The following is a 26891-nucleotide window of genomic DNA, read 5'->3' on the forward strand; positions in this document are numbered from 1 at the left end:
CGACGACAACGGTCGCGAATCCCTCCAACTCGCCGGAATCCGCGTCGGTGTGCGGATTATGTCTCGGAGATCTCGGCCGCTCCCAGAAACTGGGACAGGATCGCTGCCACCGCATCGGGCGCGTCGGCGTGCAGCCAATGGCCTGCGTCCTTGACCTTGACCACGCGGGCCTGGGGAAAGCTGGCGCGCAGCGCCTTCTGCCCCGCCTTGCTGAGGTAATCCGACCGCGCCCCCGCGATTTCGAGGACCGGCCCGTCGAAGGTCCCCTGCGGCAGGTCCTCCGGCCAGCCCACCAGGTCGGCCATCGCCGCGCGCAGCGCAGGCAGGTTCAGCCGCCATGCCGGCGGATCGGCCTTCAGATCCAGCGATTGCAGCAGAAAGGCGCGGGTGCCCGGCTCGTCTACCAGCGCGGCCAGAAGCCGGTCGGCGTCGCTGCGGCGTCTCAGATTGCGCAGGTCCAGGGATTCCATGGCGTCGATATGGTGGCTCTGGTCGTGGCGATAGGCGATGGGAGCGATGTCCATCACCGCCAGCTTGCGCACCATCCGCGGCCGCGTCAGCGCCAGCGCCATCGACGCCTTGCCGCCCATCGAATGACCGACCAGATCGGCGCGCCCGCCGAGAATTCCGATCAACTCCGCCAGATCGCCTGCCATCGCCGCATAGCTGTGATCGGGATCTTGCGGGCTGTCGCCGTGATTGCGCAGGTCCGCCGTCACCACCCGTCGCGATTCGGCCAGCCGCCGGGCCAGAGCGCCCAGATTGCGGCCCTGACCAAACAGGCCGTGAACCAGAAGGATGGGAAGCCCGCCTTCGGGCCCGATCGAGACGTGATTCAGCTTCATGTCGGCAGCCTACGGCGTCTGGCGCCCGCCCGCCATCCCGCGTAGCCTGTGGCCATGGCACGGGATGCGCAGAGTTTCGAAGAGATCGGCGACATGGCTGCAGAGGTTTCGCACATGATCGCGGCGCGGTTCGGTGGCGCCAGGCGGGGCGAACGGCCACCGCTGCGGATCATGCTGCGCCGCCGCGGCGGCGCCCTGCCGCGAAGGCTGCGCAAGGCCGGCGCCCGGCTGGCGCGCGCCGAAACGCTGGCGCGTCAGCCCAAGGTCGCCCGGCAGATGGATCTGGCCGGGCTCAGCCGCGACCGCGACTTGTTGATCGCCCACTTGCAGCCTCTGGGCCAGTTCAACCGTTGGCAGGGCCGCGCGATCAGCTTTGCGGCCTCGGTCGCCTTCGGACTGCTGGTTCTGGGCGCGGCGATCGTCTGGCTTCTGGTGTGGCGCGGCAGGCTTTAGCCTTGCACATCGTGCAACCCGGCTTGCAGGAACAGGGGGTTGTCAATGCTGCGCCGCAGCATGATCTTGGCTCCGACATGTGCGAGAGACAATGATGCCCGAGAACCGAGAATTCCGGAACGCGATTCTGGCGCTGGCCATCGGCGCCTTTGCCATCGGCACGTCCGAATTCGCCGCGATGGGGCTTTTGCCCTATTTCGCTGCCGATCTGGGCATTACCGACCCGCAGGCGGGCCATGTCATCAGCGCCTATGCGCTTGGCGTCGTGATCGGCGCGCCGCTGACCTCGATGATGGGCGCCAAACTGCCGCGCCGGCGCTATCTGGCGGCGCTGATCGCCTTTTACGGGATCATGAACCTTCTGGCCGCGGCACTGCCGGGGCTGGCGGCGCTGACCGTGATGCGGTTTCTGGCCGGTCTGCCGCATGGCGGATTCCTGGGCGTCGCGATGCTTTATGCCGCCGATGCCTTGCCGGCCGGACAACGCGCGCGAGGGGCTGCGCAGGTGTTGATGGGCCTGACGATCGCGAATATCTTTGGCGTTCCCCTGGCCGGCGCGATGGGGCAGGGGATCGGCTGGCGATGGGGTTTTGCGCTGCCGGGCCTGATCGCGCTGATCTCGGCCTGGGCGATCCTCAGACTGGCGCCGCGCGTCGGCGGCGATCCCGATGCCCGCCCGCTGGACGAATTGCAGGCCCTGCGCAATCCGCGCGTGCTGTGGACCCTCGCCGTGGGCGCGATCGGCTTTGGCGGGCTGTTTGCGGTCTATTCCTACCTGACGGCCGCGATCCTTGCCACCAGCGACGGTCCGGGCTGGGCCATCCCGCTGGCGCTGGCGGTCTTCGGCCTGGGCGGGACACTGGGCACGTGGTTCGCCGGGCGCGTGACCGAGCGGCTGGGCACGGCCCGCGCCGCCTATGTCAGCCTTGCCGCGATGGCGGTGACGCAGGGCTTCGCCGCGCTGGCCGTGGGAAACTGGGTGCTGATGGTCGTTTCCAGCTTTCTGCTGGCGGCGGGGGCGGGACTGGTGATCCCGCTGCAGACGCGGCTGATGGACGTGGCGGGCCGGGCGCAGAACATGGCCGCGGCGATGAACCACGCGGCGTTCAACGCGGCCAACGCGCTTGGGCCTTTCCTGGCCGGTCTGGCGCTGACCGCAGGATGGGGCTGGCGCGCGCCCGGTCTGGTGGGAATCGCGCTTACGGCTGCGGGTGCGGTGGTTCTGATGCTGGCTTTGCGACAGGACCGGGTCTCCGCGGCGGTGGCAGATTGCGCAGGATGACCTGCCGCGAGGTCGAGGCGAATTCGCGCCGCCAGGTCACGAACAGCACGACCGCCACGCCGGCCAGCAGCGCCCAGGGCCCGGCCAGCCAGCTCAGTGAGCCGAGGGCGAAATAGACGCTGCGCAGCCCGGCATTGAAGCTGCGGGCGGCGGTGATGTTCAGGTCCGCCGCCTGCATGGCGCGATCCCGCGCCGCCGGATCGGCCGGATCGTTGGGCACCGCTGCCATCATGATCGCGCAATAGCCGAACAGCCGGTGCGCCCAGACGAATTTCAGGAAGGCGTTGACGACGAAGAACATCGTCACCAGCAGCTTGACCTCCCACAGGATGGTCAGGCCGCGATCCAGATCGAATTCGCGGGCCAGACCGCGCAACGGGTCGGTATTGCCGATCAGCGCCAGGATTCCACCGGTCGCGATCATGCAGGCGGATGCGAAGAAGGCCGTGCCCTCGCGCAGGCTGGCCAGGATATTGCCGTCGAAGATGCGTGGTTCCCTGGTCAGGAAGTGCAGCATCCATTCGCGCCGGAACCGCGTCATCAGCACCGAGACCGAGGGCTTGCCGGCCGGCGGTCGCTCGGTCATCCAGCCGATGCCCCACCAGGCGGCGAACAGAGCCAGCACCGCCGCCAGATCGGCGGGATCGAAACGCGTGGCGAAGGTCATGTCGAACTGCATGAGCCTGGTTTAGGCTGCCGGGTCGCGCCTTGAAAGCCCTGTTCGCACGCCGCGCCGATGCGGTATCCGGCAGGTCGGCGCAGGCGGCGACAGCACCCGGCAAACGGCGGCGGGCGCGGGCCTTCACGATCGGTTGCGCCGGGTCTTGAAGGCTGCTTTCGGTTCCCTAGATCTATTCTGTCCGGCGGCCTTGAATGGCGCCGGCAGGACGCCCGCCCGGAAACCGGGGGGCCTTAGACCGCATCGCTTATGAAAGGATGTAACCCATGCGCAATTTTGATCTGACCCCGCTCTATCGTGCCTCGGTCGGCTTTGACCGTCTGGCGGACGTGATGGATCGAACCCTGTCCGCCGATGTCGCGGCCCCGACCTATCCGCCCTACAACATCGAGAAGACCGGCGAGGATGCCTATCGAATCTCGATCGCTGTGGCGGGTTTTGCCGCCGATGATCTGTCGGTCGAGGTTCGTGACGGCGCCGTGATCGTCTCGGCCCGGAAGGCCGAAGAGGATGACGGCCGGTCCTATCTGCACCGCGGCATCGCGACCCGCGCGTTCGAGCGCAAGTTCACCCTGGCCGATCACGTCCGTGTCGATGGCGCCAGCCATGCCGACGGAATGCTGCATATCGATTTGGTCCGGGAAGTGCCCGAGGCGCTGAAACCGCGCCGGATCGAGATCGCCAAATCGGCGCCCAAGGTCGAGAAGCTCGACGCCTGACCGCGCCGAACCCCGCAGCCTGTCTTTTCCCCGACAGGCCGTTCATGCCCGCCGCGCTCCGTCGGCGGGCATGATATCGGCGATGGGTGTCCGGCATCTTTGCTAAAGTGGCGGAAGCGGTGGGATTCGAACCCACGGTGCGGTTTCCCGCACGCTGGTTTTCAAGACCAGAGCCTTAAACCACTCGGCCACGCTTCCGATCCGCGCGGATTAGACTGCCGCGCGCGCGGGATCAACCGGCCTTAGCGGTTCAGCCGGACGACATTCGTCGCGCCGGAGATCTCGACCGCGCGGATCCGGGCAAGCTGGATGTTCGACAGCGCGAGTCCGGCGGTGATGGTGTCGGTCGCCGGAGCGGCCGCCATCGTCGCCTGCGCGCTGTCCGGAAGCGGAGGCACGCCCACGAGACGCAGGCGAAGAATGCCATCTTCGTCCGGCGCGGCTCGGCCCGAGGGCTGCGGACGGGCGGTGATCAGCGCGACCTGGGAATAGCCCTTGCTCGGCGCCATGCCGGTGACGACAAGCAGCCGCCCTTCGTTCAGGGGCTGCCAGCCCGCCGACAGGATCTGCGCAATGCCTGGCCGCTGATCGGCGTTCTGCCCGTATCCGCCCTCGGGAGCCAGCGTGGCGGCCTGGCGGCTGCCGCCGCCCGAAAACCAGCCGAAGGGGTTCAGCCCGCTGTAGCTGAAACGGCCGCCGCAGCCAGAAAGAAACAGGGCCGGGATCAGCAGCGTGGCGGACAATCTTGTCATGGCGGTCCCTCGGGCGATGTCACTTTGCCAAAATCCTAGGCGAAAGCAAACCGCGATGAAAGCCTCTTTGACCTTGCCGCCCGCGCGCGCTAACCCCGGCATTGCCAGCCGAAAGGATCGCATCATGGCCACCGCCGCCTTTGAAGAGATCGCCGAGACCTTCGACTTTCTCGACGATTGGGAAGATCGCTATCGCCATGTCATCGAATTGGGCAAGGCGATGCCGCCGATGGACCCGGCGCTGCAGGTGCCCGCGACCAAGGTCGAGGGCTGCGCCAGCCAGGTCTGGATCATGCCGATGATCAAGGGCGGACGCTTTGACTTTCAGGGCGACAGCGACGCGCTGATCGTGCGCGGGCTGATCGCAGTGCTGCACGCGCTTTATGCCGGGGTTCCGGTGAACGAGATCGACGCCATCGACGCGCAGGCCGAACTGGGCCGGCTGGGGCTGGACGAGCATCTGTCCTCGCAGCGCTCGAACGGATTGCGGGCGATGGTCGCGCGGATCAGGCAGCTTTCCGCCGCCGCAGCGTGATCCAGCCGCCGCCCAGAACGCGGGTGCTGTCGGGGGCATAGAAGACGCAGGCCTGTCCGGGGCTGACGCCCTCCTCGGCATCCAGCAATTCGACCTCGGCCCGGGTGGCGTCGCGCGGGCGCAGGATCGCCGGCCGCGGCGGCCGGGTCGACCGGATGCGCACCATGACCGGGATCTCGCCCGTGAAGGGCTGATCGCCCAGCCAGTTGACCTCGCTGACGGGCACGATGCGGGTGGCCAGCGCCGATTTCGGGCCGACAACGACACGCCGCGTCTCGGGCTCCAGCCGCACGACATAGAGTGGATCGTCCAGTCCACCGATGCCAAGGCCGCGCCTCTGGCCGATCGTGTAATGGATCACGCCGCGATGACGGCCGAGAACCGTGCCTTCCATGTCCACGATCTCGCCCGGATCGGCCGCGCCGGGGCGCAGCTTTTCGATGACCGCGGCATAGTCGCCGTTCGGAACGAAGCAGATGTCCTGCGAATCGGGCTTGTCCGCGACCGACAGCCCGAACCGGGCGGCCAGCGCGCGCGTTTCCGCCTTGCTTTCCAGATGGCCCAGCGGAAAACGAAGGAAATCAAGCTGCTCTTGCGTGGTCGAGAACAGGAAATAGCTTTGATCGCGGTTTATATCGGCGGCCATGTGCAGTTCGGCCCGGCCGGCGCCGTGCTTGCGCTGGATGTAGTGGCCGGTCGCCATGCAATCGGCGTCCAGATCGCGGGCGGTGTCCAGCAGATCGCGGAATTTCACCCGCTCGTTGCAGCGGATGCAGGGCACGGGCGTCGCGCCGCCCAGATAGGCGTCCGCGAATTCGTCGATGACCGATTCGCGGAACCTGTTCTCGTAGTCCAGCACGTAATGCGGAAAGCCCATCCGTTCCGCCACGCGGCGGGCATCGTGGATGTCCTGGCCCGCGCAGCACGCACCCTTCTTGGCCAGCGCCGCGCCGTGATCGTAAAGCTGCAGCGTCACGCCGATGACATCGTAGCCTTCGGATTTCAGCTTTGCCGCGACGACCGAACTGTCAACGCCGCCCGACATGGCCACGACCACCCGCGTCTGTGCGGCGGGCTTGGCGAAGCCAAGGCTGTTCAGGTCTGACGCCCGCGCAGGTGCGGGGGCAAGGTCGGTGGCGGTCATGGCATGATCCCGGATATCGGATTGCATCGAAATATAGGCAAATGCCCCGCATTCTCAAGGCGAACCCCGAGGAAATGCCGCCGCGGAATAACCGTGGCTTAAAATCTTTGGATCATGGTTGGCAGACGCGATTTAAGGACCGTGGAATGTTCGTGAAAAAGACCGAAGGCCCCCGCACCGTGACATTGCCGGATGGCGCCATCCTGACGGTGGCGGATCTGCCGCCGCCCGAAACCCGCTGGGTCGCCAGCCGCAAGGAAACCGTCGTTGCAGCCGTGCGCCATGGCCTGATCACGCGCGAGGATGCATTGCGCCGCTATGGCCTGTCCGAAGAAGAATTCGAGGCCTGGCGCAAGGCGGTTGAAACCCACGGCCGCGCCGCGCTGAAAGTCACTGCCTTGCAGCGCTTTAGACAACCTTAGGTTGCGTCATGCGTTTTTCTGGGTTTAAGTAACGGGATATTAACCTTGTCGCCGGATGGTCGGCCAGGGACCAAGAACAATCGGGGACAATTCAGGCCATGCGCATTCTACTGGTAGAGGACGATCCCAACACCGCGAAGGCGATCGAACTGATGCTGACGGCGGCCAGCTTCAACGTGTTCCGCACCGATATGGGTGAGGAAGGCATCGATCTGGCCAAGCTTTACGACTATGACCTGATCCTGCTGGATCTGGATCTGCCGGACATGCACGGGATGGAGGTTCTGCGTCATCTGCGGCTGGCGCGGATCGACACGCCGATCCTGATCCTGACCGGGTCCGACGACACCGAAAGCAAGCTGCGCGGCTTTGGCTTCGGCGCCGACGACTACATGACGAAGCCCTTCAACCGCGAGGAATTGCAGGCCCGTATCCAGGCGATCATCCGCCGCTCCAAGGGTCATAGCCAGGCGATCATCCAGACCGGCGAGATCGTGGTCAATCTGGACGCGCGCTCGGTCGAGGTCAGGGGCCGCTCGGTCAACCTGACCGGCAAGGAATACCAGATCCTCGAACTGCTGAGCCTGCGAAAGGGCACGACGCTGACCAAGGAAATGTTCCTGAACCATCTCTATGGCGGCATGGACGAGCCCGAACTGAAGATCATCGACGTCTTCATTTGCAAGTTGCGCAAGAAACTGTCCGAGGCACTGGGCGGCGAAAATCACATCGAGACGGTCTGGGGGCGCGGCTATGTGCTGCGCGATCCCGGTCCCGCCAACGAAGAGCGGCTGGCGATCGGCGCCTGAATGACGGATCAGCCAAGAGACAGCCGGGTCGCGGCGGCGGCCCGGCTGTCTCGTCTTCCTGCCGACGGCAGCGACGACCGCGGCTTTTAGCAGCCGCCCTGGCGTCGTATAGAAGGGGCGGACAGCACATTGATCCCCCTTCAGGCAGGTGCGATGCATGACGGAAGAAAGCGATTCCAAGCATGTCCGGACGCGATCGCCGCGAAGCCGGATCGTCGAACTTGACCAGCAGCAGGCGGCTGACGAGATCGCCGATCTCTCGGCTCGGATCGCGCGGGCGAACGAAGACTATCATACCAGGGATGCGCCGCGGATCTCCGACGCGGATTACGATTCGCTGAAACAGCGGCTGGCCGCGCTGGAACAGGCTTTTCCGGATCTCGCCCATCCTGACAGTCCGACCGGCAAGGTCGGCGCGAAACCGGCCGAGGGATTCGGCAAGGTTGTCCATGCCCAGCGGATGATGTCGCTGGCCAATGCCTTCTCAAGGGCCGAGGTCGCCGATTTCGTGGCCCGAATCCGCGGCTTTCTGAACCTGTCCGAGGAAGCGCCGCTGAAGATCGCCGCGGAACCCAAGATCGACGGATTGTCGCTGTCGCTGCGCTATGAAAGGGGCCGCCTGGTCCAGGCCGCCACGCGCGGCGACGGCGCCGTCGGCGAGAACGTCACCGCCAATGCCCGGACGATTTCGGACATTCCCACAATCCTGAAAGGCGCGCCCGAGATCCTGGAGGTCCGCGGCGAGGTCTACATGAGTCACGCGGATTTCGCCCGTCTGAACGCTCAGGACGGCGGCCGCGTCTTCGCCAATCCGCGCAATGCTGCTGCCGGCTCTTTGCGCCAGATCGATCCGGCTGTGACAGCGTCGCGACCGCTGCGCTACTTTGCCTATGGCTGGGGCGCGGTCTCGGCGCCTCTGGCCGACAGCCAGATGGATGCGGTGGGCCGGCTGGCGGGACTGGGCTTTCAGACCAACCCGCTGATGACGCTGTGCGACGATCTCGAGTCCATGATCGCCGTCTGGTCGCGGATCGAACAACAGCGCGCGACACTGGGATATGACATCGATGGGGTGGTCTACAAGGTGAACGACCTGGCCTATCAGGCCCGGCTGGGTTTTCGTTCGACCACGCCGCGATGGGCTCTGGCGCACAAATTCCCTGCCGAAACCGCCTGGACTCGCCTTGATCGCATCGAGATTCAGGTCGGCCGCACCGGCGCCCTGTCCCCCGTCGCGCGGCTCGAGCCGGTGACGGTCGGCGGGGTCGTCGTCTCGAACGCGACCCTGCACAACGAGGATTACATCGCCGGGCGCGACAGCAGCGGCGCGCCGATCCGCGAGGGGCGCGACATTCGCGAGGGCGATTGGGTCAAGGTCTATCGCGCGGGCGACGTGATTCCGAAGATCGCCGATGTGGATCTGTCGCGCCGGCCCAAGGGCAGCGCGCCCTATGAATTTCCGTCGCTTTGCCCGGAATGCGGATCGGATGCGATCCGCGAGCCGGGCGATTCGGTGCGCCGCTGCACGGGCGGACTGATCTGCCCGGCCCAGGCGGTCGAGAAGCTGAAACATTTCGTCGGCCGCGCCGCCTTCGACATCGACGGGCTGGGCGCCAAACAGATCGAGATGTTCTTCGCCGATGATGCCCTGCCGATCCGCGAACCCGCCGATATCTTTACCCTGGCCGCCCGCGACGCCCGGAACCTGTCGAAGCTGAAGAACCGCGAAGGGTTTGGCGACAGATCGGTCGAAAAGCTGTTCGCCGCTATCGAGGATCGTCGCGACATCGCATTGAAAAGGCTTATATTCGCTCTTGGCGTCCGGCATGTGGGCGAGGTCGCCTCGGCCACGCTTGCGCGCCATTTCGGCACCTGGGGCCGGCTGGTTTCGGCGATCGACGGCGCGGCGCAGGAACCCGCCTTCGCGGCCCCCGATGACAAGGCCCGCAAGGCGGCGATGGACCGCAGTCCCAACTGGGCAAAACTGACCGGCATCGACGGCATAGGGTCGGTTCTGGTGCAATCGCTGGTCACGACCTTCCGGCAGGACGCCGAACGCGCGAGCATCAACCGGTTGATCGCGCAACTGAAGGTGAAGCCCGACGATACGGAAGTCGACGAAGGCAGTCCGGTCAGCGGCAAGACCCTGGTCTTCACCGGCACGCTGGAACGGATGACACGCGCCGAGGCCAAGGCCCGGGCCGAGGCGATGGGCGCCAAGGTCGCAGGCTCGGTCAGCGCCAGGACCGATCTGCTGATTGCCGGTCCCGGTGCGGGCTCCAAGGCAACAAAAGCCGCCGAACTGGGCGTGAAGGTCATCGACGAGGATGAATGGCTGCGCATCGCGGGGGCGGGATGAGCCAGCCCGGGGGCCGCCCGCCGGCACTGTTTCCGCTGTTCGCGGCCATCGACACGTTGCCGGGCATCGGCCCGAAAGGCCGGGCGGGACTTGAACAGATGGGGATCGAGCGGCCGCGCGACCTGATCCTGACGTTGCCTCACAGCGGCGTCACCCGCCGCCGCATCGACCGGCTGGCGGATGCGCGCCCGCCCGAGATCGTCACCGTCACCGTGACGATCGGCCGCCACCACCCGCCCACCGTGCGCGGGCGCCCGTGGCGGGTTCATTGCAGTGACGGCGTGGGCGATCTGACGCTGGTCTTTTTCCATCCGCGACGCGAATGGATCGAAAGCCGGTTGCCGACCGGCGCGCGCCGCATGATCAGCGGCAAGCTGGAATTGTTCGACGGCCTGGCCCAGATGGTTCATCCCGACCACATTCTGACCGAGGATCATCCGCCGCCGCCCGACTTCGAGGCGGTCTATCCGCTGTCTGCCGGCCTGACCCAGAAGATGATGGCCAAAGCGGTCGAGGGCGCGATGATCCGCCTGCCGCAGCTTGAGGAATGGATCGATCCGCAGGTCCTGGCGCGGCGCGGCTGGCCCGGCTTATCAGAGGCGCTGAAACGGGCCCATGCGCCGGCGCATATGCGCGATCTGTCGCCCGACGATCCGGCGCGCGCGCGGCTGGCCTATGACGAATTCTTCGCCCATCAGATGACCCTGGCGCTGGTCCGGCGCGAAAAGCGGCGGCTGAAGGGCCGGGCCAGCGTGGGCGACGGTCGCCTGCGGGGCGCGGTGCTGGCCAACCTGCCCTGGCCGCCGACCGGTGCCCAGATCCGTGCCGTGGACGAGATTGCCGCAGACATGGCGTCGGACCGGCGCATGAACCGGCTGCTGCAGGGCGATGTCGGCGCAGGCAAGACGCTGGTCGCGATCCTGTCCGCCCTGATCGCGGTCGAGGCGGGCGGGCAGGCCGTGCTGATGGCCCCGACCGAGATTCTCGCCCGCCAGCACGCCCGCGCTCTGGAACCGCTGGCGCGCGCGGCCGGGGTGCGGCTGGCCGCCCTGACCGGCCGCGACAAGGGAGAATTGCGGGCGCAGTTGCTGGACGATCTGGGCCAGGGGCAGATCGACATTCTTGTGGGCACCCATGCGGTCTTTCAGAAGGATGTGCATTTTCACGACCTGCGGCTGGCCATCATCGACGAACAGCACCGTTTCGGCGTGGCCCAGAGGTTGCAGCTTTCCGCCAAGGGCGAAGCGCCGCCCGACATGCTGATCATGACCGCAACACCGATTCCGCGTTCGCTGGCTTTGTCGCAATATGGCGATCTGGATCTGTCGGTGCTGGATGAAAAGCCGCCGGGACGCCAGCCGATCACGACCGTGATGATCGGTGACCAGCGGTTGGACGAGGTGACGGCACGCCTGCGAAAGGCTTTGGAACAGGGCGCGCGCGCCTATTGGGTCTGCCCGCTGGTGGATGAAAGCGAGGTCAGCGATCTGACGGCGGCCGAGGCGCGGTTTCAGTCGCTTCGAACGCAGTTCGGCGATCAGGTGCGGCTGGTCCACGGGCAGATGCCGGGCGATCAGCGCGATGCCGCGATGGCGGATTTCGCCGCCGGGCGGGCGCGGATCCTGGTCGCCACAACCGTGATCGAGGTCGGCGTGGATGTGCCGGAGGCCACGATCATGGTGATCGAGCGCGCCGAAAGCTTTGGACTGGCGCAACTGCACCAATTGCGCGGGCGCGTCGGGCGCGGGCAGGGGGCCTCGACCTGCCTGCTGATCTATCACGCGCCCCTGAACGAGACCGGCGCCCGGCGTCTGACCACCCTGCGCGATACCGAGGACGGATTCCGCATCGCCGAGGTGGATCTGGAAATGCGGGGCGCGGGCGATGTGATCGGCACCGCGCAATCCGGTCTGCCGCGTTTCCGCATTGCCGATCTGGAACATCAGGCCGGGTTGATGGCGGTGGCGCGACAGGATGCCCGGGCAACGCTTGAACGCGACCCCGGTCTCGACAGTCCGCGCGGCCGCGCGATCCGGATGCTGATGTGGCTGATGAGCCAGGAAGAATCGATCCGGCTGATCGCGATCGGTTAGAAATTCCTGAAATGTTCTTAAAAAGTTCTTTACACGACGGCTTCAATATGAGAACAAAGAAGCAACAGAGAGGAGTTGTCCATGACCCGCGAGTTTCTGTCCGATCTTCTTGGCGTTGTCGCCCTGTCCGTCACCACGGGCATCGTGCTGTGGCTGCCCGCGATCCTGCAAGCCTGATTTCCGTTTCTGCCCCGCGTTGCGACGGCGCCGCGCCTGTGCGCCGAATCTGTCCCCTGCACGCGCAACTTGACCGGCCCCGTCATGGGCCGGTTTTTTCCTGGGTCTTCCGGACCGAATTCGTCCCCGGCAGGTCAGAGCAATTTCAGGTTTCTTCCGGCTCGAAGTAATTCGCGTTGGTTGCCGAGATCCGCGCGATCGTGTCGTCCAGCCGCGACAGGTGCAGCACGCCGATCTCGACGGCCTTTTCGGCATCATGGTTCTTGACCGCCTCTGCGATGCCGCGGTGATCCGCCACCAGATGGGGCATGCGATCCTCTTTCGAAAGGCCCAACGTACACAGCCGATCCACCTTGGATTTCTCGCTCATGATGACATCGAAGGCGAAGTCTGCCCGGCCGATGGCGCAAAGCGTCTTGTGAAATTCATAGTCGAGCGCGCCGAAACCCTCGACGTCGCTGTCCCGGATCGCCTTTTCCTGGCTGGCAAGCGCTGCGTCGAGCTGCGCGGCACCCTCGGCTTCGCAATGTTGTGCCGCCCGTCGCAGGACTTCCTTTTCGACCGCCGCGCGGATGAAACGCGATTTCTCGATCTCTCGGGACGAAAATCGCCTGACTTCCGTTGCCCGCTGCGGGCGGATCAAAAGAAGATCAAGGTTCGCGAGACGGCTGAATGCATCGCGCACGGGCTGACGCGAGACGCCAAATCGCGACGCGATCTCTGCCTCGGAGATCTTGTCACCGGGCCGCAGGCGCAACGACAGGATTTCGTCGTGGAGATAGTCGAAAATGTCATCGACGCTTGTCCGCCGCTCACTCAAATGGCTTGGCTGCACCATCGCCTCATCTCCATCCTGTGTTCATTCGAAGCCTCGACGCGAAGGCACACCATCGGGTTGGTGGCGTCCATGGGTAAACGCCAACTTCGTCGGCGAACTCGATGACCCATCGGGCTGTTGCCTTGTTTTTCAAGGGTTCCACCCGTCGAATGACCCTACCTTACTCTCATCTAGTATACCACAAAGATTACTAGTATACCAGAAAGACACGACAGCGAATCGGCTTGCCGGTTCACAGGCGACAGATGGAGGCGTCGCACAGGGGGAGGAAGCTGATGTCCGGGCGCGGATCGCGGTATTTCAAAGTCCTGACTGCGAGGATCGGCCAACGGCCTGACCCGGCGGCGTGTTGCCGCCCGGACAGACAGACAGAAACGTAAGAGAAGGACCAGACATGACGCTCAAGGGAAAAACCGCTATCGTGACCGGCGGAGGTCGCGACATCGGGCGCGCTTGCGCCATGCGTCTTGCCGAAGAAGGCGCGATGGTCGCAATCAACTACTTCTCCAGCAGCGCCGGGGCGGACAGCGCGGTCGAAGAAATTCGTTCCAGGGGCGGCAAGGCTTTCGCGCTTTGCGGCGACCTGACCACCCGGGACGGCGCGGATGCGCTGGTGAAGCGAACCCTGGAAGAATTTGGCGGCATCGACATCCTGGTCAACAACACCGGCGGTCTGATCGCGCGCAAGACCATTCCGGAAATGTCGCTGGAGCATTGGCAGGCAGTCATGGACCTGAATGTGACGAGCACATTCCTGATGATCAAGTCCTGCCTGCCGCACCTGAAATCCGGTTCGATCGTCAACCTTGCAAGCCAGGCCGGGCGCGACGGCGGCGGGCCGGGTTCGGTGGCCTATGGCGCGTCGAAGGGCGCGGTGATGACGATGACGCGCGGTCTTGCCAAGGAACTTGGTCCGAAGATTCGCGTCAATGCGCTTTGCCCCGGCATGATCGACACCGATTTTCACAACATCCACACCAAGGACGAGGTGCGTCGCAACGTCGAGGCGGCATCGCCGGTCAGGCGCCAGGGGACATCGGAAGATGTCGCCAATCTGGTGTATTTCCTGGTCAGTGACGAAGCCGGTTTCATCACCGGAGCCAATGTCGACATCAATGGCGGGATGCTGTTCTCCTGAGGCAGGGACGGGCCGCGCCCATGTGCCGGACCGTCGCGGAGACAGGGTCGGGCAACAGGCTTTGCCGCAGCCGTCAGGCCCGATCGTCCCATCCTTCCGCTTTTGGCAAGGGGGCTGAAGGGCGTTGCACAATCAACGTCCCGACCCGTCGATCAGCAGGACCATTCGGCAAGATTGATCTGGTATACTAGAAGACAACATGCTAGTGCAAAGATGGGGAGGGGGAGTCCGAATCAATACGGCAGTCTGGTCGATCCGTTCAGCCCTGACTGAAGCTTCGACCTGCCGCGCCGGGCCAACGGACTCGCGCCCCGGAATTTTCGAGGAGGAACACATGACAAACCACTTTTCCGCCGGAACGCTGCTGCGTGGCGTCGGCCTTGCCTGTGCATTCGTGGCCACGGTTTCGGCCGCCAGCGCGCAGGAGATCACGCTGCGCGGTGCCAGCATGTTCGATGAGAACCATGCTTTCACCAAGACGATGCGCCGTTTTGCCGAACTGGTGAACGAAAAATATGACGGCGACGTCACATTCGACCTGCGCCTGAACGGCGAACTGGGGGTCGAAGCCGACTACGTGACGTTCCTGCAGCAGGGTGTCGCGATCGACTACACGATCATGGCGCCGTCGAACATGGCGACTTTCGCGCCGTCCATCCCGCTGATGGACATGCCGTTCCTGTTTCGCGACCAGGCCCAGTGGGAGGCGGTCTTGTCCAGCGATGTCCTGAAGCCGCTGGAAGACGAGCTTCTGGAAAAGGCCGACATCATGGTGATCGGCTATACCGGGGGCGGGGTGCGCAACATCATCTCGAACGCGCCGATCCAGAATCTGGAAGAACTGAACGGCTTCAAGATGCGCGTCATGGGGGCCCCGATCCAGGCCCAGATCTTTTCGGCGCTGACCGCCGCGCCCTCGGCGATTGCCTATAACGAGGTCTACAACGCCATCCAGACCGGCGTCATCGCCGGGTTCGAGAACGAGGCTGCGAGCATCCAGAACCTCAAGTTCTATGAGGTCGCGCCCTATCTGACGCTGACTCGCCACGCGATCACCGTCCGCCCGATCGTGATGAGCGGCAAGACTTTCCGCAATCTGCCCGAGGATTTGCAGGCCGCCGTCCTGGAAGCCGGCGACGAGGCCGGAGCCTTCGGACGCGAACTGGAATCCCGCGAGGATGCAGAGAAACTGCAGGAAATGGTCGATGCCGGCCAACTGACCGTCCTGGAATTCGAAGGTCGCGACGAACTGCTGAAAATGGTGGTTCCGGTGCAGGATGCCTATGCCGAAAGCCTGGGTGCGACCGATTTGCTGACCGCCATCCGCGGCATGTGATCGGGGTCCGAACAGCTGGAACGCCCTCGCGGCGGCATCGTCCGCAACGCGCTTTTCAAAGCGCGGGACAGGCCGCGAGGGCAGGGGGGAGAAGACGGCGTGAAACGGATGCTTGAAGGATTTTGCCAGGTGCTGCGCATCCTGCTGGGCGCAATGACGGCGATACTGGCCATTCCGGTCGGAATGCAGGTTATCGCGCGATATACCGGCATGATCCCGGTCTATCTGTGGACCGAGGAACTCGCCACCTTCATCTTCGTCTGGGTGGTCATGATCGGGTCGATGATCGCGGTCTGGGAAGGCACCCATTTCGATGTCCGGGTGACGCCCGACGCAAGCCGCCCGCTGACAATCTTTCTGCAGCAGGGCGTCGTGTTCCTGCTGATCGGCTGCTTCGCCCTGCTTTTCGCCTGGTACGGTCTTGAATATGCGAGGTTCGGCGCCTTGCAGCGATCCGTGATGATGCAGGCCAACAAGCTTGTCACCTTCATTTCGGTGCCGATCGCCGGCGCGGTCTGGGCGATCTTCGCATTCTACCGCCTGGCCGAGACTTTCAGCAATTATCGCGCATCGCGAAAGGTCACGTCATGATCGTGTCTACAGGTTTGGCCAGCGCCGTCCTGGTTGGCGGGTTTCTGCTTCTTGTCCTGATCCGCGTGCCCGTGGCCTTCGCGCTTGGCATCGCCACGGTTCCGATCGTGCTTCTGGATATCCGTCTGACGCCGTTCATCGTTCTGGACCGGATGTTTCAGTCCTATAATTCGTTCGTCCTGCTGGCGGTGCCGTTCTTCCTGCTGGCCGCCAATCTGATGAATTCGGGCAAGATCACCGACCGGCTGATCGAACTGGCCAGAGTATTGACAGGCTGGATGCCCGGCGGGCTTGGACATGTGAATGTGGCGGTGTCGATGCTGTTTGCCGGCATTTCGGGATCGTCGACCGCCGATGCGGCCGGCTGCGGCAGGATCCTGATCCCGGCAATGGTCAGGGAAGGCTACGATACCCGCTTTGCCATCGCCATCACGGCCTGTTCGTCGGTGATGGGCGTCATCATCCCGCCCAGCATCCTGATGGTGGTCTGGGGCGGGGTGATGCAGGTTTCTGTCGGGGCGCTGTTCCTGGCTGGCGCCATCCCCGGCCTGTTGATCGGCCTGGCGCTGATGGGGACGGTCTATGCCTATGCCAAGGTCCGCAACTACCCCAGGGCGGGCCGCCCCAACTGGTCCGAGTTCTGGCACGCGCTGAAGGGTGCGGCGCTGGCGATGCTGACGCCGATTCTGGTGATCGGCGGCATCGTCGGCGGCATCGTGACACCGACCGAAAGCGCCATCATCGCCGCGGCCTATGCCCTGATCCTGGGGATGTTCGTCTATCGCACGGTTTCGCTGCGCGATCTGGGTGGCATCTTCTACGAGACCGGGCGGTTCGCCTCGATCTCGCTGTTCGCGATCGGCACCGCCTCCGCATTCGGCTGGATGCTGGCCTTCTTCAACGTGCCCCGGCTGATCGTGGAGGGCATGACCAGCCTGCAGTTCGGCACTTTCGGAACCGCGATCGTCATTGCCGCCCTGTTCCTGTTCTTCGGCCTGTTCATCGATGCGATTCCCACCATCATCATCCTGGGCACCGTGCTGCTGCCGGTGGCGGCCGCGGCCGATATCCACCCGGTCGTTTTCGCGATCATCGGGATCGTCTCGCTGGCCTTCGGACTGGTGACGCCGCCCTATGGGCTCTGTCTGCTGATCTCGGCCGCGATAGGCGGAAAGAACGTCGCGCAGGTGATGCGGGATGTCGTCATCATCCTGATGCCGATGCTGCTGATCCTGCTGCTGATCATTCTGGTGCCGGAACTGGCGCTCTGGCTGCCGCGAACCCTGATGCCGGGCGCGTTCCGTTGAAACGGATCGAGACAGGAGGGACGGCGATATGCACTATTCTTCCCGCCGCTCGCCGCGGCCCGGCCATGACACGGTCCGAAGAAGATCGCTAACGTGAGGTCGAAAAGCCGGAAAGCCGTCATAGGATCAAGTTTCGAAGCGCCATGTCGCTTCGTTCACGACCGGAACCGCACCGAAGAGCGCGGATAGGTCACAATCAAATGCATGTAAGGAGGATGTTCATGCTTCGCAATTTCTTCACTCTCGGCCTCGGCGCGGCCGCGTTTGCCGCCGGAACGTTTGTTCTGTCCGATTCCGCCCTCGCGGAATATCCCGAGCGGCCGATCACCTGGATCGTGCCCTGGGGCGCCGGCGGCGGCACCGATGCCACCAGCCGGATGCTTGCCGGGCTGATGGAACAGGAACTCGGGGTTCCCGTGAACGTGGTCAACCGTGACGGCGGATCGGGCGTTGTCGGCCATTCGGCAATCGCCAACGCGCAGCCCGACGGCTATACGATCGGCACCGTGACCGTCGAGATCGCCATGATGCGGCACGCGGGCCTGACCGATCTGGATTATTCGGATTATACTCCGATCGGGCTGTTCAATGCGGACCCGGCCGCCTTCCACGTTCGCGCCGATTCCGAATTCGATACGCTTCCGGCCTTTCTCGAGGCCGCCAAGGCCGATCCGGGCAAGATGAAGGCTTCGGGAACCGGTCAGGGCGGCATCTGGCACCTTGCCATGGCCGGTCTGCTGGTCGAAAGCGGCCTTGCTCCGGACACGGTGCCCTGGGTGCCATCCAAGGGCGCGGCCGCGGGCCTGCAGGACCTGGTGTCGGGCGGCGTCGACATCGTCGCATCCTCCTATCCCGAGGCCGCCTCGCTGATTTCGGCCGGCAAGGTCAAGTCGCTTGCGGTGATGGGGGACGAACCGCTTGCCGACGTGCCCGATCTGCCGACCGTAAAATCAGAGACCGGAATTGATCTGACGGTTTCCACCTGGCGTGGCCTGGCCGGGCCCGCCGGCTTGCCCGACGATGTCGTCGCCAGGCTTTCGACCGCGCTGGAAGCTGCCTGGAAATCCGAAGAATTCACCGCCTTCATGGCGGAACGCGGTTTCGGCAAGGTCTGGCTGGACGGACCGGGATTCGGCAAATTCATGGCCGATGCCGATGCTGCCAACGGCATGGTCATGAAGGCCGCCGGCCTCGCCAAATAGCCAGCCCGGCGCATCGGCCACAGGCCGTTGCGCCGGATCATCCCCGACCCTCGCGCCACCGGCCGCGACCGGTACGCCGCCCGGGCGGACTGATTACCGCCCGGACGATCCGGCAGGGATCATCGTCGGAAATCGGGGTAACTTGCGGGAGACGACATGAAGATCAGTGACCGTTTGACAGGTTTCGTGCTGTTGCTGTTTGCGACAGCCATCCTGGTGGAAGCCAGCCGCTTTCCGTTGATCCCGGGATTGTCCATCGGTTCAGGCCTGTTGCCCATGATCGTGGCCTCGGGCCTCATCCTCTGCTCGCTCGTTCTCATCGTGAAAGACATGATCGCGAGGCCGCGGCCAAAACTGGCCGAACCGGGCGACTGGATTTCCGACCACCGCCGTCTGATCCGGGTGGCGATCGTGCTGCTGGGAACGGCAAGCTTCATCCCGCTGCTGGACGTGATCGGGTTTCCTGTCCTCAGCATCGCGATGCTTCTGGCATTCCTGCTGTCGCTGCGGGTGGACGTGATGACCTCGGTCCTGGTGTCGGTAACGGCATCGCTGGCGATCCACACCCTGTTCAGCAAGGTCTTTCTGGTGCCTCTGCCGTGGGGCATCCTGCAATCGGTCGCCTGGTAGGTCGACAAGGGGCACGTCATGGACAACATTCTCAACGCTTTCACCATGATCGCCGATCCTTCGGTGCTTGGCGTCATCATCGCCTCGTCGCTTTTCGGCCTGTTTGTCGGGGCGATTCCGGGGCTTTCGGCCACGATGGCCACGGCCCTTCTGGTGCCGCTTACCTTCTTCATGGATCCGCTGCCGGCGATCGCCTCTATCGTCAGCGCCGTCGCCATGGCGATCTTTGCCGGAGACATTCCCGGCGCGATGCTGCGCATCCCCGGAACCCCAGCCTCGGCCGCCTATGTCGATGACGCCTATCAGATGACCTTGCGCGGAGAGGCCGAGCGGGCGCTTGGGATCGGGCTGGTCAGTTCGGTCTTCGGCGGCTTCGTGGGCGCCATCATCCTGACCCTCGGGGCGCCCTTCCTTGCCGAATTCGCATTTCAGTTCAGCACGGTAGAGTATTTCTGGCTGGCAGTTCTGGGGCTTAGCTGCTCTGTCATCATTTCGCGCGGCTCGCCGATCAAGGGGCTGGTGTCACTGCTGATCGGTCTTTTCATCTCGACCATTGGCATCGATGTGACCGGCGGTTACCCGCGTTTCACCTTCGGATCGGTCGACCTGATGGGCGGGGTCAGTTTCATTCCGGCGATGATCGGCATGTTCGCCGTGACCGAAATACTGCGCTTTTCCATGAACGCGTCGCACCAGACCAGTTCCGCACCCAAATCCAATTCCACCGTCTATGGCGGTCAGTGGAAGATGGTGCGCGAAAACAAGCGGCATCTGGTTTCGGGCAGCCTGATCGGAACCGTTATCGGCATCCTGCCTGGCGCCGGCGCCGATATCGCTGCCTGGGTTGCCTATGCCATGGCCAAGAAGATCTCTCGGACGCCCGCGAAGTTCGGCACCGGTCATCCGGAGGGACTTGCCTCGGCGGGCGCCGCCAACAATGCGGCGCTCAGCGGTGTCTGGATCCCCGCGCTGGTCTTCGGCATTCCGGGGGATTCCGTGACCGCCATCGCGGTCGGCGTCCTATTCATGAAGGGCATCACCCCCGGTCCGATGGTCTTCGTCCAGCAGGCCGACCTGACCTATGCCATTTTCCTGACCTTCTTCCTGTCCAATCTTTTGCTGCTGGTGCTGGGCTATTTCGCGATCCGCGGCGCCAGGTTCGTCGTTCAGACCCCGGCGCGGTTGCTGATGCCGGTGATCCTGCTGTTCTGCATCGTCGGCTCGTTCGCCATCACCAACAGCGTCTTCGGCATCGCCGTGATGCTGGTGCTGGGGGTTCTTGGCTTTCTCATGGAGGAAAACGGCTTCCCGATCGCGCCGGCCATCCTGGGCATCGTCATCGGCCCGATGCTCGAGGACAATTTCATGGCGACAGTGATCAAGTCCGATGGCGGTATCGTGGGGTTCTTTGATCGCCCCGTCTCGGGCGCCCTGGGCGCCTTCACGATCCTGATCTGGGTCATACCGCTTGTCACCATGGCCCTGCGTCGCCGCAGCCAGCGGATCGAGGCCGGGGCCTGACCGGTCGCTTTTCCATCGCCGGCAAAGGGTTTCGCAGGCAGCATCGCCAATTTGCACGGATGCGGGGCATCTGACGGTTCACGTCCGATTTTGCCAATCAGTCACCGGCTTTCGACTTGTGCAGCCAGTTTCGAGAGGGTCTGACCACCAAGTTCGACGGCGCCAAAGGCAATGACGGTGTTCCGGCGTTCCGGCGTCGGATGGATCTGTCGCAGGGTAACGACCGTTTTTCCGTTTTCCTGCTCATCAAAGGTTACAAGCAGACGGAACCGATCCGGATCGTTGGCTTCGTCCTTGCCATGGACCGCCTCGATCAGGTCCGGAGCTTCGACGCGGACGAAATCCATCCTGTTCGAGAAGTTCGTGCCATCAGGTGAGGTCATGTCGAACCGCCACACGCCGCCCGTCCGGATGTCGATTTCATGAGTCTTGCATCTGAAACCCTCCGGCCCGAACCATTTCACGATCTGTTCGGGATCCGTCCACGCCGCACAGACAGTTGCGCGATCCGCGTCTACCACGCGGGTGATGACGATTTCACGATCAAGCGGGGCCGATGACCAATCCTTTGCTGTGCTTCTGACTTTTTCAGTCATCGGGATTATCCTTCTTTTGCTGGTCCGGATGTGCCTCAAGACGATCGAGGCGTTCTTCTGCCTGCCGGCGGTATGTTGCCAGCCAATCTTCAGCCCTGCGAAGTGCATCTGGATCAAGAGAACAGATGCGCGTTCGTCCCTGCCGTTCCGATGAGATAAGCCCAGCGTCCTCCAGAACTGCCAAGTGCTGTGTAAAGGATGGCAAGGCCATGTCGAAGGGCTGTGCCAGCTTCGAGACCGCCGCCGGTCCTTGGCTGAGGGCTTTCACCACTGCGCACCGCGTCGGGTCGGAAAGTGCGCTGAATGTTGTTTCGATCACGGTATCAAAGTTGGCCATCAGCCAGAACTAGGCGGGCGGAACATATTAGGTCAACACCTGACTATCACGGCACGATTTTCGGGAAGGGGTCAATCGGCGTCAGTGTTGTGCCTGAAAACAGGGGCTCGGACTTGCCGTTCGCCGCAAGGATGGAAAAAAAGATGCGCCTCTGTTCAGTCAGATACCGATGATCCCGGACTAGACGCGGCTGCCTTGTTCATCGTTGTGACAAAAAGTCGAGACGATCTGGCAGGTATCATTTTCGGGAAAACCTGGTGGACCTGACGGGAGAAGAATCGAACCGGTTGTTCGAAGTTCTCCAGGAATGGGAAGCACATCTCGCACAGTATGATCTGAACGATCTGCGGTGCGACGATGAAGAAAACGCACCGTAATTTCAACCGGATAGCCAAGGGCAAGACGCCTCCACCGTTCTCGCTGCGTCTGAGCTTCGAGGAACGGGCGAAGCTGGAAGAGGCTGCCAACGGCGTGCCGCTCGGCGCGTATATCAAAGCCAAGCTGTTCGAGAGCGATCTGCCGAAGGTTCGGCGGCGGGGTGCCAAGCCGCTTGCCGACCATCAAGCGCTGGCAAGGGTGCTGGCCGCCCTTGGTGGATCGCGGCTGTCCCAGAACCTCAACCAGTTGGCGCGCGCCGTGAACACGGGCACACTGCCCGTCCACCCCGAGACAGAAGAAGAAATCAAACAGGCTTGCCAGGAGGTCATGGCGATCCGCGCCGAGCTGCTGCGCGCACTCGGCATGGATGGAGGCGCGCCATGATCCTGAAAGGCAATGAGCGCGGCAACGGCCGCGAACTGGCAAACCATCTAATGCGGGGCGCGGAGAACGAGCATATCGAACTGCACGATCTGCGCGGCTTTGCTGCTGACGATCTGTTCGGCGCGATGCAGGAAAGCGAGGCCATCGCCAAGGGCACACGCTGCCAGAAACACCTGTTCTCACTCTCGCTCAGCCCGCCGCAGCATGAAGACGTGACGGTCGAGGCGTTTGAGCAGGCCATCAGCAGGATCGAAAGCGAGCTCGAGCTGGAGGGCCAGCCGCGCGCCATCGTCTTCCATGAGAAGGAAGGCAGGCGTCATGCCCATGCGGTCTGGAGCCGGATCGACGGCGAGGAGATGAAGGCGATCAACCTGCCCTTCTACAAACGGGCACTGAACGGCATCGCGCGCGACCTCTACCTTGAGCATGGCTGGGAGATGCCGAAAGGCTTCCGCGATCAGCGCCAGCGCGATCCGTTCAGCTTCACCCGCGAGGAATGGCAGCAGGCCAAGCGCACTCATCAAGACCCCAAAGCCATCAAGCAGGCGTTGCAGGAATGCTGGAACGCGTCTGACAATCGCGCGGCCTTCGAAGCGGCGCTGCGCGAACGCGGCTATTTCCTCGCTCGGGGTGACAAGCGCGGCTACGTCGCCGTTGATTGGCGCGGTGAGATTTACTCCTTGAGCCGCACCACGGGCGCGAAGGCAAAAGACCTCAAAGAGCGGCTGGGGCATGCGCAAGAATTGCCCTCAGCCGACGAAGCCAAGGCGCTGATCGCCGAGAAGATGACGCCCAAGCTGCAGGCATGGGCGAAGGAGGAACAGGCCAGAGCCGAGAAGGCTGGCCTCGCCGCGCAGTTCCAGCGCGAGCAGATGGTGCAGCGCCAGCGGCAAGTGCGGGATCAGCTGAAGACCCGTCAGCAGGAACGCTGGTTGGCCGAGCAGCAGAAGCGAGCCGAACGGACGCCGCGCGGGCTGAAAGGTCTATGGGGCTGGATTACGGGCAAGAATCGCAAGATCAGGCAGGAGAATGAGGCCGAGATTGCCAGAGCGCAATCACGCGACCGCGCCGAAAAGCAGACGGTGATTGAGCGCCAGCTTGTCGAGCGGCGCAATCTGCAGCGCCAGATCAAGCTCGCCCGCGAAAAGCAGAATGAACGCATCACCGCGCTCGGCCGCGATGTCGCGCGGTACATGGAGATGGGCGCGGCTGCCCCCATCCCAACCGAACAATCAAAGCAACGCCAGAGGCAGCGCGGGACGCGCGATGTCGAGCGCACCCGCGAACGCGGGCGCGGTCCTGGCTTTGAACCCGGTTAACGAAAGGAGAACTGCCATGAGACACACGCTCATGCTCAATCTAGATGAAAAACACGCAAGGCTGCTCGAAGAGCTGCGCTTGCACTTTCGGCTCTCGGCGGAGGATACGGCGCGCTTTGCGATCCGTCTCACCCACGCGCGCTGCAAGCAAAAGCCCGACGTGCTGGTGCCCGAGTTTAAACCACGCGCCAGACCATCCCGCCCCGAGCCTGAGGACAATGCGCCGTGTTAAGGGATCAGGAGTTTGTAACGCCGACCGGCGAGCGCGTGCTGTTCAAGGGTGATGCCGTGCGCATCGGCGCTGGCGAGGCCATACAGGCCTATACCGGCGCGCTCACCTACCTGCACGTCATCAAGAATGTCGGCGATGCCGTGCTGCTGGGTGACGCCGTGATCGTCGCCGAAGGTAAGAACGGCGCGGTCGAGCTTTACGCCCCGTGTGACGGCACCGTTGTCGGGATCGACGAAGGGCTGACAAACCTTGAGGGCTGGCTGGTCGAGATCAAGCCCGCGCCCGCCGATACGGCGGACGCGGCGCAAGGTTAGAAGAGCGACATCTGGCGCGAGGCGGCTTCGCGCTCCTTCCAGCCGGGCTTGGCGGATTCATGGTCGAGGAAGGCACGGACGTAGCTTTCGGCTCCGCCGTATTCTTCGACGCTGGCGGCGGCGACGTGATGCGAGAGGTAGCCGGTCTCGGTGACGGGCAGCGCTCTGCGATCTTCGCTGAGGATTTCGATGTGATCGAAGTCCTTATGCCAGCGGCCTTCGTGGTGCGCAATTTGGACCGCAATGCCGTTCCAGACGATCTGGATGGTGATGGGGGTGCTCATGAGCGCCCCGCCTCGTTTTCGGTTTGCGGTGCATCTTCCAGCGGCATGCGCAGGACGATGCGGCCGTTGATCGGGCAGGTTTCCAGCTGGAGGGTGTAGCCCCTGCCGTCCTTATGCTTCCATGCCGCTCCGACCTTGTTCCAGAAGGATTTCTCGCCCTTCTGGGTGACGTGCCAGGCCAGATAGTCCGGCGCGTTGATGTCTTGGGTGGGTTTCTCGTTTTCGCGTGCCATGTGTCTTCTCCTTTGCTTGGGTTGGCTTGCTAACGCCTTCCCGCAGGGCCGGAGGCAAAGGATCAGCGTTCATGTTCAACACGGCTGGCGTAGCCAGGTGGAGCGGGCAGGACATTGAAGGATGAGCGGCCTTCGGCCAGGGATTTTGGGCATACGGGTAGCAAGCCGCCCCGAAGCAGGAAGACCGGCAAACGGGGGAAGGAAACGAGCGAACCGCCCGAGACGGCTATTGCGCGTCAGTGACAGGCACACGGGCACCGCTCTGTCTATGGTGAAATCCTAACCCTGAACAGGGAAAGCCGCTCCTTGGTGTAGGCGGGGCGTCAGCAGCATCAGCGCTGTTAAACGCCGCAGCCGATCAATCCCCTCAGCAATCCAAGAGCCCCACTTGCAGGGATCACCGCAGCAAACCGATTGCGAAGCGTCTCATGGGCTCACCTCCATAGTTTCCGCGTGGCAGTCCTCACCCGACCCATCAGGCCTTCACTGGCCGATGATTGTGATGTGCGGGCCGAAAGGCCCTGAGTGGTTCGGGGCCTCCTTCAAGCGAAAAGGAGGATGAGCCATGAAACTCGTCACACGGTTCGAAGCGGCATCCCGCAGCACGGCAGAATTGCACGGTCTGTTGCGGGAGGCATTCAACGCCTTCGCCGCCGCCCCGCGCGGCAGCCAGGAGCGCAGCAACGCCCTGCAGTCGATGCACAACATCGAGGCCGAGCTCGCAGTACGCGCGCCAGGTCTGTAACTTCTTGCGGCTGGCCGTCACGGCCGGTCGCTCTTTGCTTCCATCCATGGCGATTGGTATGGTAGAGTTTCCCTATGGTTTTGATTTCAAATATGTTTAGTAGAGACGCTGAATGAATCCGGACGAGTTTGTTGCGTATATTTCAGGGATTGAGGCACCTGCAGCCGTCGCAAATCCTTATGCGGGGTTTCGTGAGGGATGCGATGCCTTCAATGGTGCCAGCGCCGCTCGATCCGCTCAACTTCGGCACTATCTGAACCATCGCCTCGAAACGGCGCGGATACTGCTCGTAGCGGAAGCGCCAGGCTATCAAGGCGCTCGGTTCTCCGGTATCGCAATGACTTGTGAAAGGACTTTGCTGGGACACCGTGTCAATGTCACTGCGCAGGATGTTCTTGGCGAAGGCATCCAGGCAGCGCGAACCAGCGATGCGTTGGCTTGCAGATTTGCGGCCCAAAGAAATCGCGGATTCGCCGAACCCACAGCAGCCATTGTTTGGGGGGAGCTTATGCGGCGTGGTATTTCACGGGAAGTCGTGCTTTGGAATGCTTTTCCATTTCATCCCCACAGGCCGGACAACCCGCTAAGCAACAGAAGGCCAACGGGTCAGGAACTCGCCGATCATCGTCAGGTTCTCGAAAGATTTCGGGAACTCTTTCCGGCGGTTCAGCAGGTTGTGGCGGTGGGCGACGTTGCAAGGGACTTGCTGGCCGAACAAAATGTTGTGGCGCCGCATGTGCGCCATCCGGCGTATGGCGGCGCGGGCCAGTTTCGCGCGCAGATCAACGAGATTTTTGATCAGTACTTCTAGACTTCAACTTCTGTGCGAGGCTGGCCGTGCGGCCAGCCGAAAAATTTTGGAAGATGGGGAGCCGCCTATACGGCGGCTCCTGCTTTCTGGGGCTCTGCTTCAATGAGGGGCTGTAGGCCGTGCAGGTAGTCTGCCGCGCGCTGCGCATGGGCAGCGGCGGAGAAGATCGCCCGCTTGTCGTCCTTCAAGACATTGAGCCAGCTTTGGATGTAGGCGGCGTGATCGGTGCCGGGCTCGGGCGTCAGAGACAGATCGGCGCAAAGAAATGCTGCGCCCAGCTCGGCCACATATCCTGACAGTCCAGCCCCATTCTGAAATTTTCCGGCAATGAGAACGGTTTTGGTCATGCCGCTACCTCCTCTGCATGGGGCTGCTGCGCATGCATCCAGTCGGCCGCCTGCTGCGCCTTGCTGGCGGCGGTGAAGA

The 26891-nt window shown here is 63.5% G+C and carries 30 protein-coding genes, 1 tRNA gene and 1 pseudogene; 21 read left to right on the forward strand and 11 right to left on the reverse strand.

Annotated elements, in window-relative coordinates; translation table 11 throughout:
- Positions 1–56: 56 nt before the first annotated feature.
- Positions 57–845, reverse strand: coding sequence for an alpha/beta fold hydrolase (locus tag AC13CR_RS09930; RefSeq protein WP_335662077.1), 789 nt, complete (start codon positions 843–845; stop codon positions 57–59).
- 54 nt (positions 846–899) lie between these two features.
- Here AC13CR_RS09930 and AC13CR_RS09935 point away from each other — a divergent pair, with 54 nt between their 5' ends.
- Positions 900–1298 carry a hypothetical protein gene (locus tag AC13CR_RS09935; protein ID WP_292953682.1) on the forward strand — a complete coding sequence of 133 codons (399 nt, stop codon included), beginning with the start codon at positions 900–902 and terminating at the stop codon, positions 1296–1298.
- A 94-nt stretch (positions 1299–1392) separates the two neighbouring features.
- Positions 1393–2580 carry an MFS transporter gene (locus AC13CR_RS09940; RefSeq protein WP_292953685.1) on the forward strand — a complete coding sequence of 396 codons (1188 nt, stop codon included), beginning with the start codon at positions 1393–1395 and terminating at the stop codon, positions 2578–2580.
- Here the strand turns inward: AC13CR_RS09940 and AC13CR_RS09945 are convergent.
- Positions 2498–3259, reverse strand: a complete 762-nt coding sequence (locus AC13CR_RS09945; protein ID WP_292978089.1) for a DUF599 domain-containing protein — start codon at positions 3257–3259, stop codon at positions 2498–2500. The two genes, AC13CR_RS09940 and AC13CR_RS09945, sit on opposite strands and share 83 nt — an antisense overlap.
- A 266-nt stretch (positions 3260–3525) precedes the next feature.
- Between AC13CR_RS09945 and AC13CR_RS09950 the strand changes: the two genes are divergently transcribed.
- Positions 3526–3978, forward strand: coding sequence for an Hsp20 family protein (locus tag AC13CR_RS09950; RefSeq protein ID WP_292953691.1), 453 nt, complete (start codon positions 3526–3528; stop codon positions 3976–3978).
- A 108-nt stretch (positions 3979–4086) separates the two neighbouring features.
- Here the strand turns inward: AC13CR_RS09950 and AC13CR_RS09955 are convergent.
- Positions 4087–4176: transfer RNA gene (locus AC13CR_RS09955), tRNA-Ser, on the reverse strand.
- A 44-nt stretch (positions 4177–4220) separates the two neighbouring features.
- A complete protein-coding gene (locus tag AC13CR_RS09960; RefSeq protein ID WP_446233570.1) occupies positions 4221–4730 on the reverse strand; it encodes a hypothetical protein in 510 nt (169 codons plus the stop codon).
- A gap of 124 nt (positions 4731–4854) precedes the next feature.
- On the opposite strand from AC13CR_RS09960, the gene AC13CR_RS09965 reads away from it, so the two are divergent.
- Entirely contained in the window at positions 4855–5265 is a 411-nt protein-coding gene (locus tag AC13CR_RS09965) for a SufE family protein (RefSeq protein ID WP_446232071.1), read from the forward strand.
- Here AC13CR_RS09965 and mnmA read toward each other — a convergent pair.
- Positions 5237–6409, reverse strand: coding sequence for a tRNA 2-thiouridine(34) synthase MnmA (gene mnmA, locus AC13CR_RS09970; protein WP_292953700.1), 1173 nt, complete (start codon positions 6407–6409; stop codon positions 5237–5239). The genes AC13CR_RS09965 and mnmA overlap by 29 nt on opposite strands.
- A gap of 41 nt (positions 6410–6450) precedes the next feature.
- On the opposite strand from mnmA, the gene sciP reads away from it, so the two are divergent.
- The 4 genes from sciP (at position 6451) to recG (ending at position 12092) form a co-directional block, all read left to right on the forward strand.
- The gene (sciP, locus tag AC13CR_RS09975; protein WP_414692142.1) at positions 6451–6831 is read left to right on the forward strand and encodes a CtrA inhibitor SciP; all 381 of its coding nucleotides are present in this window, start codon (positions 6451–6453) and stop codon (positions 6829–6831) included.
- A 98-nt stretch (positions 6832–6929) separates the two neighbouring features.
- A complete protein-coding gene (ctrA, locus tag AC13CR_RS09980) occupies positions 6930–7640 on the forward strand; it encodes a response regulator transcription factor CtrA (RefSeq protein ID WP_292957080.1) in 711 nt (236 codons plus the stop codon).
- Positions 7641–7797: 157 nt separating this feature from the next.
- Entirely contained in the window at positions 7798–9999 is a 2202-nt protein-coding gene (ligA, locus tag AC13CR_RS09985; protein ID WP_482900463.1) for an NAD-dependent DNA ligase LigA, read from the forward strand.
- Positions 9996–12092 (forward strand): ATP-dependent DNA helicase RecG, encoded by a 2097-nt coding sequence (recG, locus tag AC13CR_RS09990; RefSeq protein WP_446233572.1) that lies wholly within the window; start codon positions 9996–9998, stop codon positions 12090–12092. Before ligA ends, recG begins: the two co-directional genes overlap by 4 nt.
- Before the next feature lie 322 nt (positions 12093–12414).
- On the opposite strand, the gene AC13CR_RS09995 is transcribed toward recG, so the two are convergent.
- Positions 12415–13107 (reverse strand): GntR family transcriptional regulator, encoded by a 693-nt coding sequence (locus AC13CR_RS09995; RefSeq protein ID WP_292958936.1) that lies wholly within the window; start codon positions 13105–13107, stop codon positions 12415–12417.
- Positions 13108–13501: 394 nt separating this feature from the next.
- Here AC13CR_RS09995 and AC13CR_RS10000 point away from each other — a divergent pair, with 394 nt between their 5' ends.
- The 7 genes from AC13CR_RS10000 to AC13CR_RS10030 all read left to right on the forward strand — a co-directional run bounded on the left by AC13CR_RS10000 (position 13502) and on the right by AC13CR_RS10030 (position 20832).
- On the forward strand, positions 13502–14245 hold the full coding sequence (locus AC13CR_RS10000; RefSeq protein ID WP_292958935.1) for an SDR family NAD(P)-dependent oxidoreductase: 744 nt from the start codon (positions 13502–13504) through the stop codon (positions 14243–14245).
- Positions 14246–14579: 334 nt separating this feature from the next.
- On the forward strand, positions 14580–15581 hold the full coding sequence (locus AC13CR_RS10005; RefSeq protein WP_292958934.1) for a TRAP transporter substrate-binding protein: 1002 nt from the start codon (positions 14580–14582) through the stop codon (positions 15579–15581).
- A 129-nt stretch (positions 15582–15710) separates the two neighbouring features.
- Positions 15711–16172 (forward strand): TRAP transporter small permease, encoded by a 462-nt coding sequence (locus AC13CR_RS10010; RefSeq protein ID WP_292958932.1) that lies wholly within the window; start codon positions 15711–15713, stop codon positions 16170–16172.
- A complete protein-coding gene (locus AC13CR_RS10015; protein WP_482900464.1) occupies positions 16169–17479 on the forward strand; it encodes a TRAP transporter large permease in 1311 nt (436 codons plus the stop codon). The genes AC13CR_RS10010 and AC13CR_RS10015 overlap by 4 nt, the downstream gene beginning before the upstream one ends.
- Positions 17480–17700: 221 nt before the next feature.
- Positions 17701–18681, forward strand: coding sequence for a tripartite tricarboxylate transporter substrate binding protein (locus AC13CR_RS10020; RefSeq protein WP_446236564.1), 981 nt, complete (start codon positions 17701–17703; stop codon positions 18679–18681).
- Between the two features lie 156 nt (positions 18682–18837).
- Positions 18838–19311 (forward strand): tripartite tricarboxylate transporter TctB family protein, encoded by a 474-nt coding sequence (locus tag AC13CR_RS10025; protein ID WP_292958926.1) that lies wholly within the window; start codon positions 18838–18840, stop codon positions 19309–19311.
- 18 nt (positions 19312–19329) lie between these two features.
- Positions 19330–20832: a tripartite tricarboxylate transporter permease gene (locus AC13CR_RS10030; RefSeq protein ID WP_292958924.1), complete on the forward strand. Its 1503-nt coding sequence runs from the start codon at positions 19330–19332 to the stop codon at positions 20830–20832.
- Between the two features lie 101 nt (positions 20833–20933).
- Here AC13CR_RS10030 and AC13CR_RS10035 read toward each other — a convergent pair whose 3' ends face one another.
- Both AC13CR_RS10035 and AC13CR_RS10040 read right to left on the reverse strand, forming a co-directional pair.
- Positions 20934–21428 carry an SRPBCC family protein gene (locus tag AC13CR_RS10035; RefSeq protein WP_293015279.1) on the reverse strand — a complete coding sequence of 165 codons (495 nt, stop codon included), beginning with the start codon at positions 21426–21428 and terminating at the stop codon, positions 20934–20936.
- Positions 21421–21765, reverse strand: a complete 345-nt coding sequence (locus AC13CR_RS10040) for an ArsR/SmtB family transcription factor (protein ID WP_292958920.1) — start codon at positions 21763–21765, stop codon at positions 21421–21423. The genes AC13CR_RS10035 and AC13CR_RS10040 overlap by 8 nt, the downstream gene beginning before the upstream one ends.
- 357 nt (positions 21766–22122) lie before the next feature.
- Between AC13CR_RS10040 and mobC the strand changes: the two genes are divergently transcribed.
- Genes mobC through AC13CR_RS10060 form a run of 4 tightly spaced genes read left to right on the forward strand, consistent with a single transcriptional unit; the run spans position 22123 to position 24392 of the window.
- Entirely contained in the window at positions 22123–22527 is a 405-nt protein-coding gene (gene mobC / locus AC13CR_RS10045; protein ID WP_482900465.1) for a plasmid mobilization relaxosome protein MobC, read from the forward strand.
- Positions 22524–23846: a relaxase/mobilization nuclease domain-containing protein gene (locus tag AC13CR_RS10050; protein WP_482900466.1), complete on the forward strand. Its 1323-nt coding sequence runs from the start codon at positions 22524–22526 to the stop codon at positions 23844–23846. Before mobC ends, AC13CR_RS10050 begins: the two co-directional genes overlap by 4 nt.
- 16 nt (positions 23847–23862) lie before the next feature.
- A complete protein-coding gene (locus AC13CR_RS10055) occupies positions 23863–24078 on the forward strand; it encodes a hypothetical protein (protein WP_482900467.1) in 216 nt (71 codons plus the stop codon).
- On the forward strand, positions 24072–24392 hold the full coding sequence (locus AC13CR_RS10060) for a biotin/lipoyl attachment domain-containing protein (protein ID WP_482900468.1): 321 nt from the start codon (positions 24072–24074) through the stop codon (positions 24390–24392). The genes AC13CR_RS10055 and AC13CR_RS10060 overlap by 7 nt, the downstream gene beginning before the upstream one ends.
- Here AC13CR_RS10060 and AC13CR_RS10065 read toward each other — a convergent pair.
- A complete protein-coding gene (locus AC13CR_RS10065; protein ID WP_482900469.1) occupies positions 24389–24676 on the reverse strand; it encodes a hypothetical protein in 288 nt (95 codons plus the stop codon). The genes AC13CR_RS10060 and AC13CR_RS10065 overlap by 4 nt on opposite strands.
- Complete coding sequence (locus tag AC13CR_RS10070; RefSeq protein ID WP_482900470.1) at positions 24673–24909, reverse strand: hypothetical protein; 237 nt, start codon at positions 24907–24909, stop codon at positions 24673–24675. Before AC13CR_RS10070 ends, AC13CR_RS10065 begins: the two co-directional genes overlap by 4 nt.
- A gap of 565 nt (positions 24910–25474) precedes the next feature.
- On the opposite strand from AC13CR_RS10070, the gene AC13CR_RS10075 reads away from it, so the two are divergent.
- On the forward strand, positions 25475–25654 hold the full coding sequence (locus AC13CR_RS10075) for a hypothetical protein (protein ID WP_482900471.1): 180 nt from the start codon (positions 25475–25477) through the stop codon (positions 25652–25654).
- Positions 25655–25766: 112 nt separating this feature from the next.
- Positions 25767–26465 (forward strand): uracil-DNA glycosylase, encoded by a 699-nt coding sequence (locus tag AC13CR_RS10080; RefSeq protein ID WP_482900472.1) that lies wholly within the window; start codon positions 25767–25769, stop codon positions 26463–26465.
- A gap of 65 nt (positions 26466–26530) precedes the next feature.
- Here the strand turns inward: AC13CR_RS10080 and AC13CR_RS10085 are convergent.
- Positions 26531–26752 (reverse strand): annotated as a pseudogene (locus tag AC13CR_RS10085) (zincin-like metallopeptidase domain-containing protein); the annotation flags it as partial.
- Positions 26753–26891 lie beyond the last annotated feature (139 nt).

The sequence above is a fragment of the Paracoccus sp. L-17 genome, assembly GCF_056857655.1.

Coding starts and splice junctions, on each gene's coding strand:
- ctrA (WP_292957080.1), top strand. CDS start 6,930: ATGCGCATTCTACTGGTAGAGGACGATCCCAACACCGCGAAGGCGATC.
- AC13CR_RS10080 (WP_482900472.1), top strand. CDS start 25,767: ATGAATCCGGACGAGTTTGTTGCGTATATTTCAGGGATTGAGGCACCT.
- recG (WP_446233572.1), top strand. CDS start 9,996: ATGAGCCAGCCCGGGGGCCGCCCGCCGGCACTGTTTCCGCTGTTCGCG.
- AC13CR_RS10070 (WP_482900470.1), bottom strand. CDS start 24,909: ATGGCACGCGAAAACGAGAAACCCACCCAAGACATCAACGCGCCGGAC.
- AC13CR_RS10020 (WP_446236564.1), top strand. CDS start 17,701: ATGCTTCGCAATTTCTTCACTCTCGGCCTCGGCGCGGCCGCGTTTGCC.
- sciP (WP_414692142.1), top strand. CDS start 6,451: ATGCCCCGCATTCTCAAGGCGAACCCCGAGGAAATGCCGCCGCGGAAT.
- mobC (WP_482900465.1), top strand. CDS start 22,123: ATGAAGAAAACGCACCGTAATTTCAACCGGATAGCCAAGGGCAAGACG.
- AC13CR_RS09960 (WP_446233570.1), bottom strand. CDS start 4,730: ATGACAAGATTGTCCGCCACGCTGCTGATCCCGGCCCTGTTTCTTTCT.
- AC13CR_RS10065 (WP_482900469.1), bottom strand. CDS start 24,676: ATGAGCACCCCCATCACCATCCAGATCGTCTGGAACGGCATTGCGGTC.
- mnmA (WP_292953700.1), bottom strand. CDS start 6,409: ATGACCGCCACCGACCTTGCCCCCGCACCTGCGCGGGCGTCAGACCTG.
- AC13CR_RS10035 (WP_293015279.1), bottom strand. CDS start 21,428: ATGACTGAAAAAGTCAGAAGCACAGCAAAGGATTGGTCATCGGCCCCG.
- AC13CR_RS09995 (WP_292958936.1), bottom strand. CDS start 13,107: ATGGTGCAGCCAAGCCATTTGAGTGAGCGGCGGACAAGCGTCGATGAC.
- AC13CR_RS10015 (WP_482900464.1), top strand. CDS start 16,169: ATGATCGTGTCTACAGGTTTGGCCAGCGCCGTCCTGGTTGGCGGGTTT.
- AC13CR_RS10050 (WP_482900466.1), top strand. CDS start 22,524: ATGATCCTGAAAGGCAATGAGCGCGGCAACGGCCGCGAACTGGCAAAC.
- AC13CR_RS10055 (WP_482900467.1), top strand. CDS start 23,863: ATGAGACACACGCTCATGCTCAATCTAGATGAAAAACACGCAAGGCTG.
- AC13CR_RS10000 (WP_292958935.1), top strand. CDS start 13,502: ATGACGCTCAAGGGAAAAACCGCTATCGTGACCGGCGGAGGTCGCGAC.
- AC13CR_RS09940 (WP_292953685.1), top strand. CDS start 1,393: ATGCCCGAGAACCGAGAATTCCGGAACGCGATTCTGGCGCTGGCCATC.
- AC13CR_RS09945 (WP_292978089.1), bottom strand. CDS start 3,259: ATGCAGTTCGACATGACCTTCGCCACGCGTTTCGATCCCGCCGATCTG.
- AC13CR_RS10040 (WP_292958920.1), bottom strand. CDS start 21,765: ATGGCCAACTTTGATACCGTGATCGAAACAACATTCAGCGCACTTTCC.
- AC13CR_RS09930 (WP_335662077.1), bottom strand. CDS start 845: ATGAAGCTGAATCACGTCTCGATCGGGCCCGAAGGCGGGCTTCCCATC.
- AC13CR_RS10075 (WP_482900471.1), top strand. CDS start 25,475: ATGAAACTCGTCACACGGTTCGAAGCGGCATCCCGCAGCACGGCAGAA.
- AC13CR_RS09965 (WP_446232071.1), top strand. CDS start 4,855: ATGGCCACCGCCGCCTTTGAAGAGATCGCCGAGACCTTCGACTTTCTC.
- AC13CR_RS09935 (WP_292953682.1), top strand. CDS start 900: ATGGCACGGGATGCGCAGAGTTTCGAAGAGATCGGCGACATGGCTGCA.
- AC13CR_RS10025 (WP_292958926.1), top strand. CDS start 18,838: ATGAAGATCAGTGACCGTTTGACAGGTTTCGTGCTGTTGCTGTTTGCG.
- ligA (WP_482900463.1), top strand. CDS start 7,798: ATGACGGAAGAAAGCGATTCCAAGCATGTCCGGACGCGATCGCCGCGA.
- AC13CR_RS09950 (WP_292953691.1), top strand. CDS start 3,526: ATGCGCAATTTTGATCTGACCCCGCTCTATCGTGCCTCGGTCGGCTTT.
- AC13CR_RS10030 (WP_292958924.1), top strand. CDS start 19,330: ATGGACAACATTCTCAACGCTTTCACCATGATCGCCGATCCTTCGGTG.
- AC13CR_RS10005 (WP_292958934.1), top strand. CDS start 14,580: ATGACAAACCACTTTTCCGCCGGAACGCTGCTGCGTGGCGTCGGCCTT.